The sequence below is a fragment of the Mucilaginibacter lappiensis genome (genome assembly GCF_050433765.1).
GTDB classification, from domain to species: Bacteria; Bacteroidota; Bacteroidia; order Sphingobacteriales; family Sphingobacteriaceae; genus Mucilaginibacter; species Mucilaginibacter lappiensis_A.
In genome coordinates this window covers 161,096-185,471 of the sequence record NZ_JBNPWP010000004.1, presented here as the reverse complement: position 1 = coordinate 185,471, position 24,376 = coordinate 161,096, and the positions used below count along the sequence as shown (strand labels likewise).

The following is a 24,376-nucleotide window of genomic DNA, read 5'->3' as shown; positions in this document are numbered from 1 at the left end:
TAATAGCTAAATGATGAAAAGAACAAATATAATCATACTGCTTTTTATGTGTGTCATGGGCGGTATACTTTCAACAAGCTGTAAAAAGAGTTTTCTTGAAAAGCCTAAAGGAGGGTCTGTAACCGTTGATACTATTTTTGATACCAAGAACCAGGCCCAATATGCTGTGGCGCAAATGTATATGCTATGTATCAGGGGATATTTTCCTGAAACTTATGATGGCTGCCGGCCCGAAGCAATTACAGACCAGCTTTATATTATACACCCGGCTTATGACTGGGCTTCAAATACCATCGGTACCGGCTCATACATAACCGGGAACATGAGCGCGGATGCAAATTGCGATTATGGTTTTGGAGCCGATAATGGAGCCGGATTTTACTGGCACTACAAAGGTATCAGACAGGCTAACCTGGTATTAAAAAATATAAATCAGGTAGCTGATGCCGATAATAGCTGGAAAACCGATGTAAAAGGACAGGCCTTGTTTTGCAGGGCCATGCAGCACTATGAACTATTCAGGTATTATGGAGGTGTTCCTATTGTAAATGCGCCTTTGGATGGAACCGGCAAAATAAATATACCACGCAGCTCTGTACAATCGGTAGTTGATAGTGTTGTTAAATGGTGCGATCTGGCTGCCACTATGTTGCCCGCCACACGCCCAAGTTCAGATTATGGCCGAATTACAAAATTAGCCGCCTTAGCTTTAAAAGCCAGGATATTATTATATGCGGCAAGTCCGCTGTATAATACGCCGGGTAATATGAAATCTGATGTTGCAGGAGCCCGCTTTGGCGATAGCCGCGATACGGTATTGGCTTATACCAACTATGATCCTGAACGCTGGAACAAAGCTGCCAAAGCCGCGAAAGATGTAATAGATAATGCAGGCGGAGCAGGAGTATCACTCTATAACACCGGAAAACCCGAAACCACAGGCGAAACTTATGCAACCCTGGGCGATTATGAATCGGTATGGAATGTATTTGCCAACCCGGAATTGATATTGGTTAATACATCAAACCAGGTACCCGGAGCCGGTGGTGGCTGGGGAGATGGCTCGGCATGGGGCCAGTACTTATCCTCAAAGTTGCGTTTGGCGCAGTGGGGGGTAAAAAATAATGTACCCATTGAGTTTATGCAGCAATATGAAAAAAAGGATGGTACCAAATGGACCTTGCCTGCCACCGGAAATGACTTGCCGGTAGATATTAAGGCGCTCAATCTCGACCCGCGGTTTTATCAAACCATTGCTTATGATGGTATGTACTACAGCAGCCAACGGGGTACTTTGGCGTACTATAAAAAAGGTGACTACAGCACCGATGGTAATTTGGCCAGCAGCGACGCGGGTGTTGATGGTTATGCCGCAGAAACTTACAAATTTGTTGCCCGGGTTGATAACATGACCGATAATCATTTTGCCTGGCCCGTATTTCGCCTTGCCGAGTTTTATCTGGATTATGCCGAAGCGATCAATGAATTTCAGGGCCCGGGTGGTGATGCAACCAGCTATCTTAACCTGATCAGGAAAAGAGCCGGAATGCCTGAAAAACACCCTGCCGATGCTAATTCATTCAGGGAGGCCGTGCAAAACGAACGTACCATTGAATTTGCATATGAAGGGCAACGGTATAATGACCTCAACCGCTGGTTAAAAGCCAAAACTGTGTTAAATACAACCTTACACGGTATTCAAACCACCGCCAGGAATGTTGGCGGCCAATTAAAACGGACCTGGCAGGTAGTGCCATTTGTTACCAGGATATTCCCTGCAAAATACTATTACGTTCCATTCCCGAGCACCGAAATAAGTTTGAGGTATTTGGGTACTAAGAATTGGGATGGGCAAAACCCAGGATGGTAATCAGCTTTACACATTAATAATTAATGAGAAAAAATGAAAAAAGAATATATAACCCTTTTTGCGTGGATTTTTTCGTTCTGTAGTTTCTCTGTCGCTAATGCGCAAACTACGAATGTTATTTCAGCAGATTCCATTAAAACAGGCAATATCAATGCTAATAGTATGGTTGATGGTGGATTGCGATCTGAAAAATCCTGGAGAAATACGGGTGCTGTCTTTACACTTTCGGGTGAGGATTTAACACGTATGACGTCGGGAAATTTATTAAATACATTGCAGGGCCGCATTCCCGGTTTAACCGTAGTAACCGGTTCGGGCGAGCCCGGATACGATAACCCTACACTCTATATGAGGGGGCAAAGCAGCTGGAACATAGCAGGGAACCAGGTGTTGATATACCTGGATGGTTTTCAGGTTGATCTGGGAGCCATAAGCGGTCTTTCGGCATATGAAATAGAGTCAGTAACACTGCTAAAAGATGCAGCCGCTTTGGCGGTATATGGCTTACAGGGTGGTGCTGGTGTATTAAGCATCAGAACGAAGCGGGGCGAGGTTATGCCAAAAACCCAAATAACCGTTAACGGAAAATATGGGATACTAAGCGCTATTGATCTGCCTAAGTTGATGGATGCTTACGGTTATACAACAGCTTATAACCAGGCATTGCAAAATGATGGCCTGCCTATCAAGTACCCTAATCCCGAGTTATATAAAGCAGCAAATGATCCGTTTCACCCCAACGTAAACTGGTATGATGAGCTGCTTAAAAAAACTTCGACTATTCAGGATTATAACTTCTCCTTTCGCGGCGGAAACAAGACTGCTAAGTATTTCGTGTTAATGAACTACACTAACTTTGAAGGTTTATATAAAAACGCTGATATAATTGATAAGGATTTTGGTACAAATGCCAAATACACCAAATTAAACCTTAGGGCCAATATTGAACTGCAATTGAATAAAAACCTGGCAGTGGTGGCCAATATCAGCGGCATAACGGAGGATAGAAACACCCCTTCGGGCTTTGCCGCATTTGATGTATTTAATGCCCTGCTGGAAATTCCGGCCGCGGCCTTTCCTGTAAAAAACCCTAATGGTACCTGGGGTAATAGTTCTATTTACGGCCCTAATGGTTATAATCCGGTGCAGCTTTTACAACAAAATGGAGTATATAGCTCGCATACCAGAACACTGCAAACAAACTTTGGCTTTACACAAAAGTTAGATGCCTTAACAAAAGGATTAGACTTAAGAGGTGCAGTATCATTTAGTAACCAGTATGTAGGTACTTATCAAAAGCTTTTCTCTGTGCTTTCTTATGAGATATCGAAGGACGCTAATGATATGCCCGTGCGTGACGCAAACGGGAATGTTGTTTACAAAACAATAGGTAGTATCAGTCAGTCGAACCCTGATGGTGGTGGCGCGCTCTGGAACAGGACCGCGGTACAAGTTGGGTTTGATTATGATCGCAGCTTCGGCAAGCATACTTTTACCGGTATGGTAATGGCGCGCAGGCAAGGTTACAGCCACAACGGCATAACTTACGCAGTTCGTACACAAGGCCTTTCGGGTGATGTTACCTATGATTATGATAAAAAATATATTATTGATCTGACTGCCGCGTATAACGGCTCTGCTGATTTTGCGCCTGGACATCGGTATGGTTTTTTCCCGGCAGCGGGATTAGGATGGATAGCTTCCCAGGAAGATTTTCTTAAAGACAATTCAGTAATCAGTTTCCTGAAAGTGAGAGCATCATATGGTACTACAGGCAATATTAACGAAGCTTACCGTTTTTTATATCAGCAATTTGCAATAAGCGCCCCCGGATGGATAACAGGAACTGCTAATACAACCCAACCAGGCAGAACCGAAGGGCGAATTACCAACCCGGATGTCGCCTGGGAAAAGAAAACCACTTTGAATGTTGGCATTGACCTCAAACTATGGAAAAAGCTTTCGGCAACTGTAGATGTATTTAGCGAAAAACGTACCGGTATCCTGGAGATCCCATCAGCTGATGTGCCCGATTATACAGGGTTCTCTTTACAATATGCAAATACCGGAGAAGTAAGTAATAAAGGATTTGAAGCCTCACTTAATTTTAAAGACAAGATCAATTCTTTTGAATACTATTTTGGAGGTTCAGCAGCTTTTGCCCGTAATAAAATTACAAAAAGATCAGAAAGCCCCGAACCTTATAATTATTTGTATACACAAGGTTACCAGCTTGGCCAAATGCGGGGACTGGTTTACAAAGGGTTTTATCAGCAATCAGATTTTGATGCCAATGGTAATTTAAAAGCGGGAGTAGTATCATCATCATATACCAATGTTAAACCCGGCGATTTAAAATTTGCCGATCAGGATGGCAATGGCATTATTAATGGTTATGATAAAGTACCATTAAACTATGCTAAACTGCCCCAAATTACTTTAGGGTTTAACTTAGGTTTTAAATTCAAAGGTTTTGATTTTGATGCTTATCTGGAAGGTGTACTACATCGCACCGTAAGCCTGCTCGATGATGCTTATTATTATACCCATCCATTTGTAAACAACAATAACATCACTGCATTTTCGGCCAACAGCTGGACACCACAAACGGCAGGTACGGCTACTACTCCGCGTCTTTCTACACAAAGCAACGCTAATAATGACCAGGTTTCTGACTTTTGGATGCGTAATGGCGATTTCTTAAAGCTGCGCAGTGTTGAACTGGGCTATACTTTGCCTCAAAAAGGATTTTTAAAGAAGCTTGATGCCATCAGGATCTTTGTAAATGGAACCAACCTGTTTACCTGGGACAAAATTGACGACCTGGAGGCCGAACGACTTTCAATGGGATATCCATTAATGAAAGCTGTAAGTTTTGGATTGAAAGTTAAATTGTAGTAATAAACCATTTGTAATTACAAGGAAATGAAAAAAAATCGATATATAACAACATTGATAGTTCTGGGTACGCTGCTTTACTCCTGTAAACGTGATTACCTGGACGTGCAAACTTTACAAGCTGGTGTTACTGTTGACAAGCTTTACAGCAACTATACCTATGTGCAGCAGCAGGTTTGGAATACCTACAGCTATCTTCCAAACGGATTCAACTATCTTGATATGGAGGCTGCTACTGATAACGCGGAAGTTACCTATGCGCTTGACAAATCGCAAACCTTTAACAACGGAACATGGAATCAGTATAATAATCCTGATAGTGCATGGGCCACTAATTTTGCCGGGATACGGCAGGCTAATCTTTACCTGAAAAATAAAGATAAGGTTGATATTTCATATATCAAGGATAAGATCACCTCGTCAGACTCAACAACCTATTTTAACGCCCGCGACAATGTGAAGTTTATGCAGGGCGAAACGCTTTTTTTAAAGGCATTCTTTTACTTTGAACTGGTTAAACGGTATGGTGGAGTACCTATTTTTGAAGAGCCGCTTGACTACAATGACCCTAACACCTGGAAAACTGTACAAAGAAAAACATTAGATGAATGTTTAAAGTATATAGTTTCGTTGTGTGATAAAGCCGCTGCTATAATCCCTGCAAGTCTTACGCCTTACACTTGGTATGACGCGGGCAGGGTTACACAAGGCGCCATAAGGGCTTTAAAGGCAAAAACTCTATTGTACGGAGCAAGCCCGCTTTATAAGGATAATGGCTCTACAGTAACCTGGGCACAGGCCGCGGCTGCTTTAAATGATGTAATTGCTTTGCACTTATATTCTCTGGATGCTAATTATTCAAATTTATTTGGAGCTAATAATACTACATCGCCTGAGTTTATTTTCTATCGTCGTTATGGCGCTGTAAATACCCTGGAGTTTAACAATTTCCCTATTGTATTTCCAAGCAGTTTTGGTAATAGTTATTCACCAACCGAGAATTTGGTAAATAGTTTTGAAGTACTTCAAAAAGATGGGGGTGGTAATATTACAGGATCGGTTCCGTTTGACTGGAACAACCCAGCCCATTCGGCAAACCCTTACCAGAACCGCGATCCGCGTTTTGCAGCTACCGTAGTATATAACGGCGCAACCTTTAAATCAACAGTTATTGAAACATTTACAGGCGGCAACAGCGGCTTGCCAAAACAAAATGCCACTAAAACAGGCTATTACCTGTCAAAATGGGTTAACCAATCTATTGATCTTGTAAATAATACTACGGCGAATCATGCATGGAGTTATTTCAGATACGGCGAAATTCTGCTGGATTATGCCGAAGCCATGTTTAACGCGTATGGTGCTGATGCCGATCCGCAAGGATATGGAATGACAGCTTTGCAAGCTATAAATAAAGTAAGGCTGCGTGTTAAAATGCCGGCCCTAACTGCCTTAAATCAGCAGACTATTGAGCATGAGCGCAATGTAGAAATGAGTTTTGAAGATCAGCGTTTTTGGGATGTTCGCCGATGGAAAAAAGGCGGGGTATATTTTAAAACTCCTGTAAACCGTATAAGCATCACCAATACAGGCGGGTCTTATACCTATGGTGTTAAGCAATTGGAAAACAGGGTGTTTGAGGATAGGATGAACTGGTATCCAATTCCACAAAGTGAAATAGCAAAAACTCATTGGGCGCAAAACCCGGGTTGGTAATAATAAATGGATCATCGCACCTGTAAAAGGTGTGATGATCCATCATGATTTAAATTATTAATATAGAAAATATTTTATGAAAATTCATGCATCATCAATATTGAAATTGTCTGCTTGTTTATTGCTGGCAATAGTATCCTGTAAGCAGGAATATCTGGAAGGAGTTAAATCAAGCCCGGCAGTAAAGGTTTATTTACCCCAGTCCGAAAAACCAAATGGGCTTGTAGATGCCCTTGCCGATAATAAGCTGGTGGTAGATAGTATAGCCCATACGGCTAATTTTTCTGTTCCGGTTTACCGGGGTGGCGAATCTGGTTTTGATCCTTTAACCGTAGATGTAAGTGTAGATAATACTGCTATTGCAGGTTTAATAACATCAGGAGCCTTACCGGTTAATACCATAGTTTTAGATCCTGCCGACTATACACTTGCGGCAAAAGATTCGGTTGCTCTTGATAATAACATCATGAAGGGTAACATCATCCCTAAAATAAAGATCGACGCCATGAGTAAATATGGCGGTAAAATAGCTGCTTTAGGTATCAAAATTGCTAATTCATCAAAACAGGAAGTGAATACAAACATGAATAGGCAGATCATTTATTTTGATGTTGATCAGTTACTGGATGCTGTTACTCCTAAAACCAACATGGTTGACAAAGCAAAGTGGCAGGTTTTGAAGATTGCCGCTAATGATAATGTAACCTTTAAAGTTAATGACGATGGAAGCATACTTGCATCAGGCGGTAACGGAGGTCATCAGGGCGTTTATCAGCCATTGGTGGTAAGGGCTAATAAACAATATAAAATAGACTTTAATGTGCAGGGACAGGGGGCAACAGATACCTGGTTTGAAGTTTACATAGGTACTTTGGCGCCAACACAGGGTAGTGATTATAGTAATGGCGGTATACGTATGGCCTTAAATACCTGGACCGGTTGCGGAAAAACACCTTTTAACGGCTTATTGTCGGCCGTGAAATGTGCGGGAAGCGGTAATGTTGTTACATTTCCTGCCGCCGGTACTGTATGGCTTGTTATTAAGTCGGGCGGTAGTAACCTGGGCAATGGAGGTATAAAACTTACTAATATTGATTTCAGGAGGGTAAATTAAGGTTATACCAACTAAAGATCTTTAGTTTGAGATGTAGTTGAATAGTATAATTAATACTGTGAAGCGTCCCGGGGTGAGATACGGGGCGCTTTTTAGTGTCAATATTTTTAATCTTTAAGCAGCATTGGTATGCCACAACTCAGGGAAACAAGAGTTGTGTTATCACAAATATTATAATAGCAGTATTCTTTAATAAAGATCTGAGGAATTTAAGCGCATGTGTAATTTGATTCTCTACCGTACGTTTTGATATTCCGAGTTGTTGGGCTATTTCGTCATTGGTTAAATTATCCATGCGGCTTAGTTTAAAAATTTCACGGCAACGCTTGGGCAAATTATTCAATGATGTTTCAACGGAATGCTCTAATTCCAGGTAAGTGATGTTTTCATCGCCCTGATTAATATCCTGGTAATGGGTTGAAAAACGATCATAATCTTCTATATATAAAATAGCAGATGATCTTTTTGCTTTTAATTGTTTATAAACATGATACCTTGCTGCTGATGTGAGGTAATTTTTAAAGCTGGTGATTTTAAACTCGTTCCTTTTTTGCCAGATATTTAAAAATATATCCTGTACAATTTCGGTACTAGCTTCCTTATCCTTTAAATACGAAAAAGCAGTGCCATATATAATGCTCCAATAACGTTCAAAAAGCGTTTCAAAAGCTTTTGTATCGTTAAGCATTATCGCCTCCCACAATTCAGAATCAGAGTATTTATTCAAAAGCATATAATTGGTTAAATAAAATTAGGGATTTTATCTGTAATGAAGTGTAATTGTTACAATTAATATTTTACCCGCGCACCATCTGGAAATTATTTTTTTTTATTTTATGTGTGTTGAGGTCACAAAAAGTCTCTACACCTAAACAACCAGATTATATTCTTTCCATGACCCAACAAGATTTTATCGATTTATACGAGAAATATATATCCGGTAATTGTACACCAGATGAAATAAAGCAGCTGGAAGCGTATCGGGATGGCTTTCAGTTGAGAGATCTGCCATGGAGTGCGGAGATGGGTGATAAACAAGAAGTTAAGCAGGAAATATTAAGCAAATTAAATACCGGCATTACACCTCCCGGAAAAAAAACCTTTAAAAATTATTGGATCGCGGCGGCTGCGGCAATTGCTATTTTCACTATCGGTTTGGTACTGATGCTGGAGCAGAAAGCCCAGCTATCACCTGATAAACTGGTTAAAAATCCGTCATCAGCCGGTAAAGGTCCGGTGGTACCTGGCTTTAATAAAGCAACTTTAACACTTTCTGATGGCTCAAACATTGATCTTAATGACTCAAAAAATGGAACACTCTCTAAACAAGGTGGAGTATCAGTGGGTAAATTAGGGGATGGGAAATTAGTTTATGACATAAATGGAGCTAAAACTAAAAAAGCTGCAGTATTATATAATACCATTACCACACCAAGGGGAGGTCAGTACCAGGTAGTATTATCTGACGGGACAAAAGTATGGCTCAATGCCGCATCCTCATTAAAGTTCCCTGCAATTTTCACCGGCAACGAAAGAAATGTAGAACTATCAGGCGAAGCATATTTTGAAGTCGCAAAAAATAAGGATAAACCTTTTAAGGTTGCTGTTAATAATATGAACATTGAGGTATTGGGAACCCACTTCAATGTAAATGCATATAACGACGAAAATGCTATAAAAACCACTCTTTTGGAAGGGTCGGTAAAATTAAAGACCGGTAATCAGCAGGCATATTTAAAGCCGGGGCAACAAGCTACGCTGGGTCAGCAACAAATGTTTAATATTCGCCCGGTTAATACTGAGGATGCAGTAGCGTGGAAAAATGGATATTTTGTGTTTAACAATGAAAACATCCAAAGTATCATGAAAAAAATTTCGCGCTGGTATGATGTGGAAGTTGTTTATGAGGGAAAAGTTGACGAAAGGGACTTTGGCGGCACAGCATCGCGCTTTGGCAGTGTTACAGAAGTATTAAAATTATTGGAGTTAACAGGTACAGTTCACTTTAAAATGGAAGGAAGGAGGATTACGGTAATGCCATAAACTTACTTATATATAATTATAAAATAAGTTACCGTAAAAACCAGGAGCGATTGCAGCGCTCCCGGTTAGTCAGTCTGCTTTGTTAAGCAGTTAAAAGGGTAACAATCAATTGCTTCTACAACCAATTTTAATTAAACCTTTTTCAAATGTATAAAGATAATATTGCATTTCCATGCAGGAGGATTTCCTGTGTGTCAATTAAAATACTTAGGGTGATGAAACTTGTGTTAATTTTATTAATTACCACTATTATGCAGGTGAATGCCACCTCTTATGCCCAAACTGTAAGCTTAAATTTAAAAAATGCCTCGCTAAAGGAGGTTATTGAACAATTAAGACAACAAACGGGATACCATTTTCTGTATAAAACGCAGATGCTTAATGAAACTAAGCAGGTTAACCTTTCGGTAAGTAATGAACCGTTTTTAGAGGTTCTTGAAAAATGCTTCGCCGGTCAGCCTATAACCTATACTGTTGTTCAAAACACGGTTGTTTTAAGGCGAAAGACCCAGGCAGATAACAGCCCCAGGCAAGCTGTGAAAGTTACAGGTAAAGTAACTGATGAAAGGGGACAGCCCCTGCCGGGTGTAAGCGTAAAGGTAAAGGGCACAACTAATGGCATAATTACCGATGGTAGCGGTAAATATGCCCTAACCGTTGATAATGCCAGCGGGGTTTTGGAATTTACCTTTTTAGGATTTACCAAACAGGAAGTTGCCATTAATGGCCGTGCCGAAATTAATATTGTTTTAAAGGAAGCACAAACTGCTTTAAATGAAGTAGTTGTTATTGGCTACGGAACTGTTAAGCGGTCTGACCTTACCGGTGCTACCGCTTCGGTTAAAGGCTCAGATATAAAGGCCCAGGGTGTAAGCGATATTACCCGGTCATTACAAGGTAAAATGCCGGGAGTTACCATAGAGTCTACCGGTGGCGATCCGGGAGCCGGAACCAGGATTATGATCAGGGGTGTTGGTACTTTAGGAAAAGGAGATCCATTATATATTGTTGATGGTGTGCCAACGGCCAGTATCAACTATCTGAACCAGGTTGATATTGAATCAATCGATGTACTAAAAGACGCTTCTGCCGCGGCTATATACGGTTCAAGGGCGGCAAACGGCGTGGTATTGGTTACCACTAAAGCCGGCAAAAATGGTGCACCTGTAGTACAGTTTACTGCAAATTATGGTCAGCAAAAAGTAGCTAAAGAAGTTGACGTTTTAAATGCGCAGGAATGGGCAAATGTTAGTAACGCGGCTCATGATAATGCGGGCTTACCACGGCTTGATATTGCCAAAAATCCGCAAACTTTAGGCGCCGGTACCGATTGGCAGGATGCCATATACAGAACAGCCCCTGTTCAGCAGTATAATATGCTCGTTAGCGGAGGAGGTGAATTTACCAAATACAGCGTTTCAGGTGGTTATAATGATCAGCAGGGAATTGTGGATATAACCGGTTATAAGCGTTATAACTTACGGGTAAAAACAGAAACTACAAAAGGGCGATTGAAGTTTGGCGAAACAGTATTGTTGTCAAGAGAAAAATTTATTACCATGGCCGGTGGCTGGGGCGGTCAGGGAGGTAATCCGGTAGGTTCGGCAGCAAAAATGATCCCTGTTTTTAATATTTATGACCCAACAGCTGTTGGTGGTTTTGCGGGGGCTTATGGTCCTGTGGTTAATGTTGCCAACCCGGTAGCCCAGTTAAATCTGGAAAATATTAACCGTGAGCTTACCAGCATACTGGCTAATGCCTATGCGCAGGTAAACCTTTTGCCTGGTTTAAATTACAAGCTTAACCTGGGTTATACCAACAGCTTTACCAGTAATTACGATTATGCTAAAAGATATAACGTAGGCACGCTGTTCTCTCACCCAACCAATGATATTAATTTGAATAAGGATCAAACCGTAATGGTGCTGTTAGAAAACACCCTGAACTATGATAAGCATTTTGGTAAACATAGCTTACAGGCATTAGCTGGCTATGCCTATCAAAGTACAAAATATAATTACATTGCTACAGGCCGTACAGATCTGCCCGACGGAATTGACCAGATAGATGCAGGTGCTGGTATTGCCACTAATGCGGGCAGACGTACAGAAAGTAACCTGGTATCGGAATTTGCAAGGCTTATTTATTCATATGATAACCGGTACCTTTTAACAGCCAGTTTCAGGCATGATGGTTCGTCAAGGTTTGGTAGTACTCATCGTTATGGCGACTATCCTTCTATCGCGTTGGGATGGAATATTTCAAATGAGCGCTTTTTTGAATCTTTAAAAAATACATTTTCAACTTTAAAACTTAGGGCGAGTTATGGTGTGCTGGGTAACCAGGAAATTTTGGATTATCAGTACAGTGCCGCCATCGCCTCAAATATAAATTATGTTGTTGGTGCCGATCAGCAAAAATGGTTCGGAGCCATTCAAACAGCGTTTGCTTCTCCCAATATTAAATGGGAAAGTACTAAAACTTCAAATATTGGTGTGGATGTAGGTTTTTTTAATGATAAACTGAATGTAACCGCCGATTATTTTATTAAAAAAACCTCCGATCTGCTGTTAAACGTTCCTATACCCGGTTCGGCCGGAGCAATAACAAACCCGGTAGTAAATGCAGGCGATCTGCGTAACAAAGGTATTGAGGTTGGTGTTAATTTTAATGATCATATAGGCAAATTAAACTATGGCATTTTTGGTACAATAAGCGCGGTGAAAAATAAAGTAATAGCACTTGGCACGGGCTCACAGCAAATTTTTGGCGGGCAGCCTACCCACCATGGGGCGTCAAGCACCCTAACCGAAGCCGGTGGCTCCATAGGCTCTTTTTACCTGATAAAGAATATAGGCATATTTAATTCACAGGCCGAAGTTGATGCCTATTCTAAAGATGGCAAGCTGATACAACCAAATGCCGCCCCAGGTGATGTTAAATTCCAGGATACCAATAATGATGGACAAATAAACGATAACGATAAAGTTAACGCGGGTAGTCCGTTCCCCAATTTTGAGTATGGCTTTGGCATAAATGCATCCATGTATAACTTTGATATCAATATGTTCTTTCAGGGTTCTCAGGGTAATAAGATCTACAATGGCTTAAGGCAGGATCTGGAAAGTACAAACCTGGATTTTAATTACTCCAAATCAATGCTTAACGCCTGGACACCTACCAATCACTCCAATGTGCCAAGAGCGGTTACCAGCGATCCAAACTTTAATAACCGTACATCTACCCGTTTTCTGGAAGATGGTTCTTATTTAAGGATGAAGACCTTGCAAATTGGGTACACTTTAAATAATGCATTGGCAAAAAAAATAAAGATAACTTCTTTACGTGTTTATGCAAGTGCTGATAACCTTTTTACAATAACAAACTATACTGGTTTTAACCCTGATTTGGGCAGAGCAACGAATGCTCAACTGAGTATTCTTGACCGGGGTGTAGATTTTGGGCATGTGGCTTATCCGCTGGCCAGAACCATCTCACTTGGTATTCAATTAACCTTGTAATTAACAAAGCGCTATTAAAATTTAAATTATGAAAAATTTAATAATCATATTTTGTATAGCTGCTATAGTTTGCAGCTGTAAAAAAAGCACATTAGAACTTCAAAATCCCAATCAAATAACAACAGAAACTTTCTGGAAAACCGAAACCGATGTACAAAGCGCCTTTGCTGCTACTTATGGCTTACTGAGGGATGTAAACGGCGGTTTTTATGGTGTAAGGGGTATTGAGCTGGGTAATGGTCGTGGCGATGACTTTTTTATCAGGAACGATGTGGCCGACCTGTACAAACTGTCGACATTTACCAATACACCCGATAATGGGCCTGCCAATGACCTGTGGAATACATCGTACCGTGCTATTTTCAGGACTAATCAAATCTTAGCTAATATTGATAAAGTTACTTTAGATGCCACTGTTAAAAAGGCCTATATAGCCGAAGCGAAGTTTTTAAGAGGCTTAAACTATTTTATTTTGGCCATAAACTTTGGAGATGCTCCTTTGATCGTTACTGTTCCGGCAACTACTCAGGAATATTTTACAGCCAAATCTCCAGAGGCTGATGTTTGGAAACAGGTAATTTCAGATTTTACCGCGGCTGGCGCCGATCTGCCGGCCTCTTATCCTTCCCAATGGATTGGCAGGGCAACTAAAGGTGCGGCTTTGGCCTATCTGGGTAAGGCATATGTTTACACCAAAGCCTGGGCCAATGCCGAAACGGCATTAAAACAGGTAACAACCATGTCATACCAGTTGATGCCTGATTATGGTGATAATTTTGTCGCCGCTAAAAAGAACAACCAGGAATCTGTTTTTGAAATTCAGCTGGCAGATGTTGGCGGAACCAATCCGTGGGCAGGTGAAAACGCGAATCAGGCTTTAGGAGTTACTACAGCGCAAGAGTTTGCACCATCTGAAGTAAGCGGATGGTTTGAGGTGAGCCCTACAGATAAACTTTTTAACGAGTTTAAGAAGGAAAAAACAACCGCCAATGATTTTGATCCCAGGATGTATGCTACCTTAATTTGGGATTACCCCGGAGCTACTTTTTACAGGAAACCGTTTAGCAGTTTTGCACTGGTGTTTGGTTACCATTCCATGTTCAAAAAATATCAGAATTACGACCAGGTTAACGAGCTCACAGGATCAAGCGGTGCATCTAATTATGCCTCAAGCAATAATGAAAGGGCCTTACGCTATGCGGATGTGCTATTACTGCTGGCCGAGTCTTTAACCATGCAGGGAAAAGTGCAGGACGCATATCCTTACGTAAAACAAATAAGGGACAGGGCAAAACTTGCCAACCTACCCGGTGGCTATAGCCCTGACCAGATGATGGCCGAGATTATGCACCAGCGAATGATTGAATTTGCCCGTGAAAACCAACGCTTTTATGATCTGAAACGCTGGGGTAAACTGGCACAGGAGATCGCCAATAGTGATAAAATTGGTAAGCAATTTTTTGTGGCCGGCAAGTATGATTATTTCCCGATCCCGCAAAATGAGATCAACAGTAACCCACAAATGAAACAAAATTCCAATTGGTAAAAGCCTGAATTGCTTTTCATTTTTATGATCTGATTGCTGTTGTTTTACGAACAGCAATCAGATCATCCTGTTAATTTAACCGGTTGGCTAATATCTGTAAGCACTTAAACAGATCACTGACCTATGCTAATTTCGCTATTTATATGAAAAAATTAAGCTCGCTTTTGTTAATTGCATTTTTGCAGTTTACATGTATAACCATTGCCAATGCGCAGTCAAAAAAAACACCGGTAAGCGCAGGTAAAAAGATAGATCTTTCAGGTAGTTGGGCGTTTCAAACCGACTCGCTGGATGAAGGAGTAACGCAAAAGTGGTATGCAAACACCTTAAAGGATAAAGTTACTCTTCCGGGTTCAATGACTACCAATGGCAAGGGAAATGATATTACCGTGCATACCCCGTGGACGGGCAGCATCGAAGATTCCACCTGGTTTCGTAGTCCGGAGTATGCACAATACCGCAAGCCAGGGAACGTCAAGGTACCGTTCTGGCTCCAGCCGGTTAAATATTACAAAGGGGCGGCCTGGTATCAAAAAAAAGTTGATGTGCCGGCATCGTGGTATAAAAAACACGTTGAGCTATATATTGAAAGAAGCCATTGGGAAACAACCGTTTGGGTGGATGGTAAACAAATTGGAATGCAAAATAGCCTTTCAACCGCTCAGGTTTTTGACCTCTCCAATACATTATCACCGGGGCAGCACCAAATAACTATCCGGGTTGATAACCGGGTTAAGGATTTCAATGTGGGGCAAAATTCGCACAGCATTTCTGATCACACTCAAAGCAATTGGAATGGCATGATAGGGCAACTGTTTTTGGAGGCCAAACCACTTGTATATATTGACGATGTGCAACTGTACCCTGATATAAAGAACAAACAGGTTGTAGCCCGCATACAGATCAACAATACCACAGGTAAGGCAGCCAACGTTACGGTGAATTTGTTAGCCACATCAAAATCTCCCCAGGGGCTAAAAACCGTAGCTAAAAAGCTTGCCATAGCAAAAAGTACAATTATCGAAATGACCTATCCAATGGGAAAAACCCCATTGTTATGGAGCGAATTTACGCCTGATATTTATAAAATGAAGATCAGTCTGGCTACTGACAAAAGTGGCCGGGACGAGCGATCTGTAACTTTTGGGATGCGCGATTTTTCGACCCGCGGCACACAATTTATCATTAATGGTCAACTTACGTTTCTTAGGGGAACGCTGGAATGTGCCGCTTATCCTAAAACAGGTTTCCCGCCAACTGATATAGCATCATGGATGCGGATCTTAAATATTTGCAAATCATACGGATTAAATCACTTACGTTTTCATTCCTGGTGCCCGCCTGATGCTGCTTTTGAAGCGGCCGACCGTTCAGGCTTTTATTTCCAGATTGAATGTGCCTCTTGGGCCAACCAGGGCGCCACCATTGGCGATGGAAAACCACTGGATCAGTACATTTATGACGAAAGTAACAGGATTGTAAAAGCATACGGGAACCACCCATCTTTTTGCCTGATGGACTATGGCAATGAGCCTGCCGGTAAAAATCAGGTTAAATACCTCACAGATTTTGTGAACTATTGGAAAAAGAAAGACCCCCGGCGGTTGTATACAACAGGCTCGGGCTGGCCCATTGTTAGCGAAAGTGATTATAACAGTACCCCAGCCCCGCGTATCCAGCAATGGGAAGAGGGACTAAAAAGTGTCATAAACAGCAAGGCGCCAAGTGCAGGCTATGATTGGGCAGATATTATTAAAAAGTGGCAGCACCCAACCGTAAGCCATGAAATTGGCCAATGGTGTGTTTACCCTGATTTTAAAGAGATAGCCCAATATGATGGCGTATTAAAAGCAAAGAATTTCGAGATTTTTAAGGATATACTGGTAAAGCATGGCATGGGCAATTTGGCCGAAGACTTCTTGTCTGCATCAGGAAAACTGCAGGCTTTGTGTTATAAGGCCGATATAGAAGCCGCTTTACGCACACCGGGTTTTGGTGGTTTTCAATTATTGGGCTTAAATGATTTTCCGGGGCAAGGCACAGCTTTAGTAGGGGTACTTAATCCGTTTTGGGGCGATAAAGGGTATATCACAGGAAAAGAATATAGCAAATTTTGCAACGCGGTTGTTCCATTGGCCCGCTTGCCAAAAATGGTTTATCTTAATAATGAAGTGTTAACAGTTCCAATTGAGATAGCACAATTTGGTCCGCGGGAGTTAATAGACGTAACACCGAATTGGAATATAAAGAATGACGCCGGTGATGTTTTATTTAAAGGCGAATTGGAGCGCACTAAAATATCCTTTGGTAACGGAATAAAGCTGGGCGTAATTAATCAACCCTTAACTTTGGTAACAAAGCCTGCTAAACTTACATTAACAGTTTCGGTTGCCGGTCATGAAAACTCGTGGGATATATTTGTATATCCGGCTACCTTGCCCCAGGTTAGCCAGGAGATCATGGTTACTAATACGCTTGATAACAAAGCTATTGAATTGTTAAACAAAGGCGGAAAGGTGCTGCTAACGCTTGAAAAAGGGCAGCTTAAAAAAGATAAGGGAGGCGATATCGCTATCGGATTTTCAAGTATATTCTGGAACACGGCCTGGACTAAAAGCCAGCCACCGGTAACATTAGGTATTTTATGCAATCCTCAGCATCCGGCTTTAAAAGAGTTTCCTACACAAAGCTATAGTAACTGGCAATGGTGGGATGCCATGTCGCATTCCAACGCAATCCGGCTTGATTCGGTGGCAAATGATTTGCAGCCAATTGTAAGGGTTATTGATGATTGGGTTACCGCAAGGCCTCTGGGTTTAATTTTTGAGTGCCAGGCCGGAAACGGTAAGCTGATCGTATCGGGTATCGACCTGCAGTCTGATCTGGACAAGCGCCCCGAAGCACGACAGCTATTATACAGTCTTAAAAGTTATATGAATGGCGACAAATTCTCTCCAAATAAAAAGATCGATATTCAAAAAATAAACGCTTTATACCAATAGTATAATTGCAAGGTATTACCTATTTATCCGGGGTATAGTCATTGGGCTATGCCCCGGATTTGTTATGGCAGCTTTTCTTTGGAATGTTTCATGCAACTATTTTATATACATGGATGTCTTTTACATCAAAATATTCGTTATCCATTACATTTTAATATAATTACAATAAATTAACCCCGACTGACTCCTCCAATTAATAGGCTATGTTAAAAGAAGAAAGACAAAACTTTATCATGAAGCAGATAAATCTGCATAATAAGGTATTATCCTCAGACCTATGTGTTAAACTAAATGTATCGGAAGATACCATCAGGCGCGATCTGAATGATCTGGCAAGTAGTGCGAAGATAAAGAAGGTATATGGGGGAGCTATGTCAAAATCATTTTCGCATACCACGGGTATAAAAGAAACCTATGCCCAGGAGGCTAAAAAGCAAATAGCCAAAAAAGCGCTAACGCTTATTAATGATGGGATGATTGTGCTTTTAGGTGGTGGTACAACAATAATTGAAATGGCCCGGCTGGTGCCTAAAGATCGGCGTTGTACTTTTTTTACAGTAAGTCCGGTGGTAGCCATGGAACTTATTGAATACTCAGATTGCGAGGTGATATTACTTGGAGGGAGTTTATTGCATGACTCTTATATAGTTACCGGTTCAATGGTGATCAATCAATTGGCTGATATTAAAGTTGATCTTTGTTTTTTAGGCACCAATGCTATTTCGCTGGAGAACGGTATTACCGATTCTGTTTGGGAGGTTGTACAGGTTAAAAAGGCCATGATCAAATCTGCTAATAAAACGGCTATTGTAAGTATTGCCGAAAAGCTTAATTCAGATGAGAAAATGAAGGTTTGCAATGTAAACGCCATCAACTATTTAATTACCGACATTGACCCTGCCGAACACATGTTATCTCCATATGCCAATGTTTTAAATGTCCTTTGATATTGCCCTGATCAGCAACCTGCTTCCCTAAGTTTTTTGTGTTAACAAGAATGTTACAATAGCTCTTTTCTTTGAAAATCATAAGGGAAAGACTGCATTTTGCTATGTTATTTTATGCTGTTTTATGCGGTATTAAATTAAATAACGCATAAGTTTGATATTTTAATTTTGTTATTGCATATATTTGAGCACAGGCGTTCAGGCGTTTGCATGTTTGTGCGTTTTTAAGCAGATTGAATTATTACTCTAAGCCTTCAAAATAACCGTATGCGTTTAATCACACTATTGCTGGTATTCATGCTTAACGCAGGTGTAGTGTTTGCACAAACAGACTCTATAAATTTCAAAAGGGCCGAGTGGGAAACAAAGCGCATAGCTCCCGGCATCCATTTAAAGCAAGTGTGGTTCAGGGGCAATTCATTATTTAAATCCAACCAGTTTATATCCATCCTGGAAGTTAATACCAGGCGTAGCAATAAACTAAGCATAGCTTATGAGGCCCAAATAAAAAGGGTTACCAGCGATTTTGGTAGCCAAAATCAAGCACTTGCTGCCATTAATGGGACTTTTTTTGATGTGAAAAACGGCGGTTCTGTGGATTTTATCCGCGCAGGAGGCCAAATTATAAACGAAAATCATCTGGAAAAAACTAATACCAGGGCAAGGCATCAGCAGGCAGCCTTAGTTATAAAAGATGGTGAGCTGCACATTGATCAGTGGGATGGCAGCCAGGATTGGGAGAAAAAGCTTGATGGTCAGGATGTAATGCTAACCGGTCCGCTGTTGTTGCATAACGACCTGCAGGTTAAGGTTGATTCAAACAGTTTTAGTATCACCCGCCACCCGCGATCGGCTATAGCTATTACTGATAATAACAGGATTTTATTGATCACGGTAGATGGCAGGGATGCAAATTCAAAAGGAGTGAGCCTGTTTGAACTCAGCAAGATCCTGCACTGGCTGCATTGCCGTGATGGTGTAAATATGGACGGTGGGGGCTCAACAACATTATGGGTAAAAGATCAGGGTGTGGTGAACTATCCCTCTGATAATGGAAAGTGGGATCACAAGGGGCAGCGAAAAGTAGCGAACGTGGTATTGGTTAAAAGAAACTAAGACATAAAGTTATATCAAAATGAAAATAGCAATGCTTTCCTTACTTACGCTGATCCTGGCCGGATGGGTAGGGGTTCAGCATCAACCCGGTCATGCGCCTTTACCCACATCTCACAAAAAAGAGATCATTACCGGGGCTGATCAAACCGAAAAATACCTTCCTTATTTAAAAGGAAAACGGATAGGTATGGTGGTTAATCCATCATCTCGAATTGGCAATAATGCAAGTGTTGACAGTCTTAAAGCTTTAGGGGTTAACATAGTAAAGATATTTGGACCTGAACATGGCTTTAGAGGCGACGCAAGTAATGGTGCAAAGGTTGACGATAGTGTTGATCCAAAAACCGGAATACAGGTAGTGTCATTATACGGAAAAACCGGCAAACCAAGTCCCCAGGACCTTGCCGATATTGATCTGATGATCTACGATCTGCAGGACGTAGGAGCAAGGTATTACACTTACCTGGCTACCCTGCACCGGGTTATGGAAGCCTGTGCCGAAAATGATAAAGAATTATTAATTCTTGACAGGCCTAACCCCAACGGGTATATGGTTGATGGGCCTGTGCTTGATATGAAACTAAAATCGGGCATCGGTTTTCATCCGGTGCCTATTGCTCACGGCATGACGGTAGGTGAATACGCCCGAATGATCAATGGCGAAGGCTGGCTGGCCGGTGGCGTAAAATGCCGGCTTAAAATTATCCCGGTAGCCAATTATAAGCACAGTATGCTTTACACGCTCCCGGTACATCCCTCTCCTAATTTAAACACCCAGCAATCCATTTTACTATATCCTTCCTTATGCCTGTTTGAAGGCACTATTATAAGCCAGGGCCGGGGTACTTATTTTCCGTTCTGTGTACTGGGCAATCCCGATCTGAAAGGAAAATACGATTTCACGTTTACGCCCATAGGCATTAAGGGCATGAGCGAAACACCTCTGTTTCAAAATGAAGCTTGTTACGGCCTCGATCTGAGGAATTACGATATCCAAAAATTGGTCAAAAGCAAACGCGTAAACCTAAGCTGGTTAATAGAAATGTATAAGGCCTACCCATACAAAGACAAATTTTTTGACTTTAAGCAAAGCAAGCAGATAGGGAATTTTGATAAGCTGGCCGGCACAACCGAGTTAAAAGAACAAATTATAGCCGGCAAAACCGAACGCGAGATAAGAAAAAGCTGGGAGCCCAAACTATCTGAATTTAAAAAAATGCGTCAACAATATCTGCTTTATCCTTAATCATACCAGCGCGCTCAACATACTATATAATATCAAACTAATAAAGTTTTACTGAACATTTAAATGAACAATTATGGAAAAAAAGCTACTTAAAACGTTTCTGGCTTTATTGTTTTTGTCGGTACAGGTTATGGCCCAGCAAAAAACAATTAGCGGAAAAGTGACTTCTGCAGATGATGGAAGTGTATTACCAGGGGTTTCAATTAAAATAAAAGGAACTTCTGATGGTACTGTTACCGATGTGAACGGTTCGTATTCAATTAGCGCCGGCAAAGGCCAGGTACTTGTATTCAGCTTTATAAGCTTTGCTACACAAGAAGTATCTGTAAACGCCAGCACCATTAACGTTAAACTTGGTGCCGATACCAAATCATTAAATGAAGTAGTGGTTGTTGGTTACGGAACGCAAAAGCGGGCCAACTTAACGGGTGCGGTTGCCACGGTAGATACGAAGGTTTTACAGTCGCGGCCCATTACCGATGTTGCGCGGGGATTGCAGGGCGTTGTTCCGGGTTTAACCATTACCACCGCTACAGGCGACTTGGGAACTGACCCTAAAATAAGGTTGCGGGGATTAGTTGGTTCAATTAATACAGGTGCAGCCGGAGCGGCACCTTTAATATTGGTTGATAACGTAGAGATCCCCAGTTTGCAATTGCTTAACCCTGATGATATTGAATCTATATCGGTGTTGAAAGATGCGGCTTCGGCTTCTATATATGGTACAAGAGCGGCCTTTGGGGTAATATTAGTTACCACCAAAACAGGTAAACGTAACGGTACTAACCGCATAACCTATTCTAACAATTTTGCTTGGTCATCCCCAACAAACCAGATAAAATTGGCACCCGCGGCAGATAACTCACAGGCTTCATTACTGGCACTGCAGCGTTTTAACCCCAACACATCCAGTTTCAGTATTATCGGTTATTCTGTTGATGCTGCATCCATACAAAAAATGCGCGACTGGGAAACCCAATACGGCGGTCAAAACCTAAGTCCCGAAATGGTACAGGGCCGTGATTTTGACATCCTTGGTGGTAAATTATACTTTTACCGTTCATGGGATGCCGGCAAAATGTATTTGAAAGACTGGACCCCGCAGCAATCGCACAATGTTGGTATAAGTGGTGGAAGCGAAAAAATAAATTACAACGTGGGGTTAGGTTACCTTAACCAGGACGGTGTACTAAAAGTAAATCCGGATAAATTTGATCGTTATAACTTTTCATTAGGTGTAGGCGCAAGCCCAACTAAATGGCTGGATGCACGTGCTAAGGTTATATTCTCCAATACGTTAACGTCTACCCCTTTCATTTTCTCGGGTACACAGTACGGTCCTTATTATTACTTGTATCGCTGGCCGGCCAACTATCCGTATGGTACTTTCAACGGATTGCCATTTCGAAGTGCTGTAACCGAGGTTCAGCAGGCAAAAATGGATCAGGATAAAAATAATTTGTCAAGAATATCAGTAGGGGGTACCATTAAAATAATTCCGGGTTTAACCCTTGATGCCGATTATACTTACTCAGGCACTAATGAGCATTTACACCAAACCGGTGGCAACACTATGGCTTATGATTTCTGGTCATTTAACGGAACCGCGTTAAATTATACCGGTTATCAAAGTGCTTCTTACAATAAGGCGCGGTATTACTCTTATTGGTCGACAGTAAACACAGGTAAATTATTTGCTACCTATAATAAAAATATAGGCGATCATTCGCTTAAATTTATTTTGGGTGGTGATATAGAACTTAATCAAAACACAAGTCAGTCGTCGGAGAGGAGGAATTTACTTGATCCTGATTTTGGCGAAATTCCGTTGGCTACCGGCGATCAATTTGTAACCGGATCCGATGCTCATTATTCAACTCTGGGTTATTTTGGCCGTATTAACTATGCCTACAAAGACAAGTATCTGTTAGAATTGAATGGACGTATTGATGGTTCATCACGCTTTCCGGTTAACGATTTGTATGGTTTCTTTCCATCAGCTTCGGCAGGTTATGTGCTTACCAAAGAATCATATATGGACTGGAGTAAAGGGTTTCTGTCATTCTTGAAAATAAGAGGGTCTTATGGCTCGGTAGGTAATCAGTCTATAGTAGGTAATTCACCGGCAGGTACAAGTTTATTCTTAATAAATTATTTAGGGCAAAATTCAAACTGGCTATTGCCATCAGGTAATGCTGTTACTATAGGTACACCGGGTGCACTTTCTCCTATTTTAACCTGGGAAACTATCAGAACGGCAGATATCGGTTTAGATGCACGTTTTTTAAATGATGAGCTCGGATTAACATTTGATGTTTATAACAGAACTACCAGCAATATGATCAGTCAGGGTGCAACACTTCCAAGCTCATTTGGTACTGCCGCTCCATTACGTAATTTTGGCGAATTGCAGGGTAAAGGATGGGAGTTAGCCATTGATTATAACCATACTTTTTCTGGCGGGTTTCATTTTAGTGCAACAGCAACAATGTCTGATGCGCAGGAAACAATCACCAAGTTTGCTCAAACAAACAGACAGCTTCCAGACCCGATAGCTGCTCTGAATTCAAAGTATTATGAGGGCATGAAGCTGGGCGAAATATGGGGCTATCAGACAGATCGTTTATTCACAGCGAGTGATTTTGCGGGTAAAGACGCGGCAGGGCATTATGTATATGCGCAGGGTGTGGCTTCACAAACTCAATTGGAAAGTGGTTCATTTTATTTCGGTCCAGGCGATGTTAAATATAAGGACCTGAATGGTGACGGTGTAGTTTATCAGGGCAGCAATACGGTTGATGATCACGGTGATAAAAAAATTATCGGTAACTCAACTCCGCGTTATCAATACGGTTTAAGATTGGGGGCTGAATGGAAAGGCTTTGATCTGAATGTGTATTTTCAAGGAGTGGGTAAGCGCGATCTGTGGGCAAGCGGTTCTGTTTTTATCCCCGGGTTCAGGGGCGCAGAAGGTTGGTACTCCAATCAGATGGATTACTGGACAGAAGCTAATCCTAATGCCTATTACCCAAGGCCAACTGATTATGGTGCAGTTGCCGACAAATGGGACTTTCAGCCTCAAACCAGGTATCTGCTCAATATGGCCTATCTGCGCTTAAAGAACCTGAATTTTGGTTATTCTTTCTCTAAAGGAGTTACCCGGAGATTGGGGATAACAAAGCTGCGTGTTTTCTTCAGCGGCGAAAATATATTAACATTTGATCATTTAGGAAACCTTGCCATTGATCCGGAAACTGATTTTTCGCAAACACAGATTGATAATGACCGTGCCGGTTTCGGACGTGTTTATCCGTACAGAAAAACATATTCCGCAGGATTACAGGTGACATTTTAATT

Annotated in this window: 13 protein-coding genes; 12 read left to right on the top strand and 1 reads right to left on the bottom strand. The window is 41.4% G+C overall.

Features of this window, described 5'->3' with window-relative positions:
• The first annotated feature begins 10 nt into the window (after nt 1-10).
• From M2273_RS14010 to M2273_RS13995, 4 genes are all read left to right on the top strand, one after another.
• The gene (locus M2273_RS14010) at nt 11-1,870 is read left to right on the top strand and encodes a RagB/SusD family nutrient uptake outer membrane protein (RefSeq protein ID WP_429397813.1); all 1,860 of its coding nucleotides are present in this window, start codon (nt 11-13) and stop codon (nt 1,868-1,870) included.
• A gap of 33 nt (nt 1,871-1,903) precedes the next feature.
• Nucleotides 1,904-4,768 carry a SusC/RagA family TonB-linked outer membrane protein gene (locus M2273_RS14005; protein ID WP_429397811.1) on the top strand — a complete coding sequence of 955 codons (2,865 nt, stop codon included), beginning with the start codon at nt 1,904-1,906 and terminating at the stop codon, nt 4,766-4,768.
• 27 nt (nt 4,769-4,795) lie between these two features.
• Complete coding sequence (locus tag M2273_RS14000) at nt 4,796-6,484, top strand: RagB/SusD family nutrient uptake outer membrane protein (protein WP_429397809.1); 1,689 nt, start codon at nt 4,796-4,798, stop codon at nt 6,482-6,484.
• A 76-nt stretch (nt 6,485-6,560) separates the two neighbouring features.
• Nucleotides 6,561-7,598 (top strand): hypothetical protein, encoded by a 1,038-nt coding sequence (locus M2273_RS13995; protein ID WP_429397807.1) that lies wholly within the window; start codon nt 6,561-6,563, stop codon nt 7,596-7,598.
• A 139-nt stretch (nt 7,599-7,737) separates the two neighbouring features.
• On the opposite strand, the gene M2273_RS13990 is transcribed toward M2273_RS13995, so the two are convergent.
• On the bottom strand, nt 7,738-8,331 hold the full coding sequence (locus M2273_RS13990) for an RNA polymerase sigma factor (protein WP_429397805.1): 594 nt from the start codon (nt 8,329-8,331) through the stop codon (nt 7,738-7,740).
• 161 nt (nt 8,332-8,492) lie between these two features.
• On the opposite strand from M2273_RS13990, the gene M2273_RS13985 reads away from it, so the two are divergent.
• From M2273_RS13985 to M2273_RS13950, 8 genes are all read left to right on the top strand, one after another.
• Nucleotides 8,493-9,641 (top strand): FecR family protein, encoded by a 1,149-nt coding sequence (locus M2273_RS13985; RefSeq protein ID WP_429397803.1) that lies wholly within the window; start codon nt 8,493-8,495, stop codon nt 9,639-9,641.
• Nucleotides 9,642-9,856: 215 nt separating this feature from the next.
• On the top strand, nt 9,857-13,162 hold the full coding sequence (locus M2273_RS13980) for a TonB-dependent receptor (RefSeq protein ID WP_429397801.1): 3,306 nt from the start codon (nt 9,857-9,859) through the stop codon (nt 13,160-13,162).
• A gap of 28 nt (nt 13,163-13,190) precedes the next feature.
• Nucleotides 13,191-14,708 carry a RagB/SusD family nutrient uptake outer membrane protein gene (locus tag M2273_RS13975; RefSeq protein WP_429397799.1) on the top strand — a complete coding sequence of 506 codons (1,518 nt, stop codon included), beginning with the start codon at nt 13,191-13,193 and terminating at the stop codon, nt 14,706-14,708.
• 143 nt (nt 14,709-14,851) lie between these two features.
• Nucleotides 14,852-17,710, top strand: coding sequence for a sugar-binding domain-containing protein (locus M2273_RS13970; protein ID WP_429397797.1), 2,859 nt, complete (start codon nt 14,852-14,854; stop codon nt 17,708-17,710).
• A gap of 203 nt (nt 17,711-17,913) precedes the next feature.
• Nucleotides 17,914-18,657, top strand: coding sequence for a DeoR/GlpR family DNA-binding transcription regulator (locus M2273_RS13965; protein WP_429397795.1), 744 nt, complete (start codon nt 17,914-17,916; stop codon nt 18,655-18,657).
• Between the two features lie 267 nt (nt 18,658-18,924).
• Complete coding sequence (locus M2273_RS13960) at nt 18,925-19,773, top strand: phosphodiester glycosidase family protein (protein WP_429397793.1); 849 nt, start codon at nt 18,925-18,927, stop codon at nt 19,771-19,773.
• A gap of 19 nt (nt 19,774-19,792) precedes the next feature.
• Nucleotides 19,793-21,019 carry an exo-beta-N-acetylmuramidase NamZ family protein gene (locus tag M2273_RS13955; RefSeq protein WP_429397791.1) on the top strand — a complete coding sequence of 409 codons (1,227 nt, stop codon included), beginning with the start codon at nt 19,793-19,795 and terminating at the stop codon, nt 21,017-21,019.
• A 73-nt stretch (nt 21,020-21,092) separates the two neighbouring features.
• Entirely contained in the window at nt 21,093-24,374 is a 3,282-nt protein-coding gene (locus M2273_RS13950) for a SusC/RagA family TonB-linked outer membrane protein (RefSeq protein WP_429397789.1), read from the top strand.
• Nucleotides 24,375-24,376 lie beyond the last annotated feature (2 nt).

Coding starts and splice junctions, on each gene's coding strand:
- M2273_RS14010 (WP_429397813.1), top strand. CDS start 11: ATGATGAAAAGAACAAATATAATCATACTGCTTTTTATGTGTGTCATG.
- M2273_RS14005 (WP_429397811.1), top strand. CDS start 1,904: ATGAAAAAAGAATATATAACCCTTTTTGCGTGGATTTTTTCGTTCTGT.
- M2273_RS14000 (WP_429397809.1), top strand. CDS start 4,796: ATGAAAAAAAATCGATATATAACAACATTGATAGTTCTGGGTACGCTG.
- M2273_RS13995 (WP_429397807.1), top strand. CDS start 6,561: ATGAAAATTCATGCATCATCAATATTGAAATTGTCTGCTTGTTTATTG.
- M2273_RS13990 (WP_429397805.1), bottom strand. CDS start 8,331: ATGCTTTTGAATAAATACTCTGATTCTGAATTGTGGGAGGCGATAATG.
- M2273_RS13985 (WP_429397803.1), top strand. CDS start 8,493: ATGACCCAACAAGATTTTATCGATTTATACGAGAAATATATATCCGGT.
- M2273_RS13980 (WP_429397801.1), top strand. CDS start 9,857: ATGAAACTTGTGTTAATTTTATTAATTACCACTATTATGCAGGTGAAT.
- M2273_RS13975 (WP_429397799.1), top strand. CDS start 13,191: ATGAAAAATTTAATAATCATATTTTGTATAGCTGCTATAGTTTGCAGC.
- M2273_RS13970 (WP_429397797.1), top strand. CDS start 14,852: ATGAAAAAATTAAGCTCGCTTTTGTTAATTGCATTTTTGCAGTTTACA.
- M2273_RS13965 (WP_429397795.1), top strand. CDS start 17,914: ATGTTAAAAGAAGAAAGACAAAACTTTATCATGAAGCAGATAAATCTG.
- M2273_RS13960 (WP_429397793.1), top strand. CDS start 18,925: ATGCGTTTAATCACACTATTGCTGGTATTCATGCTTAACGCAGGTGTA.
- M2273_RS13955 (WP_429397791.1), top strand. CDS start 19,793: ATGAAAATAGCAATGCTTTCCTTACTTACGCTGATCCTGGCCGGATGG.
- M2273_RS13950 (WP_429397789.1), top strand. CDS start 21,093: ATGGAAAAAAAGCTACTTAAAACGTTTCTGGCTTTATTGTTTTTGTCG.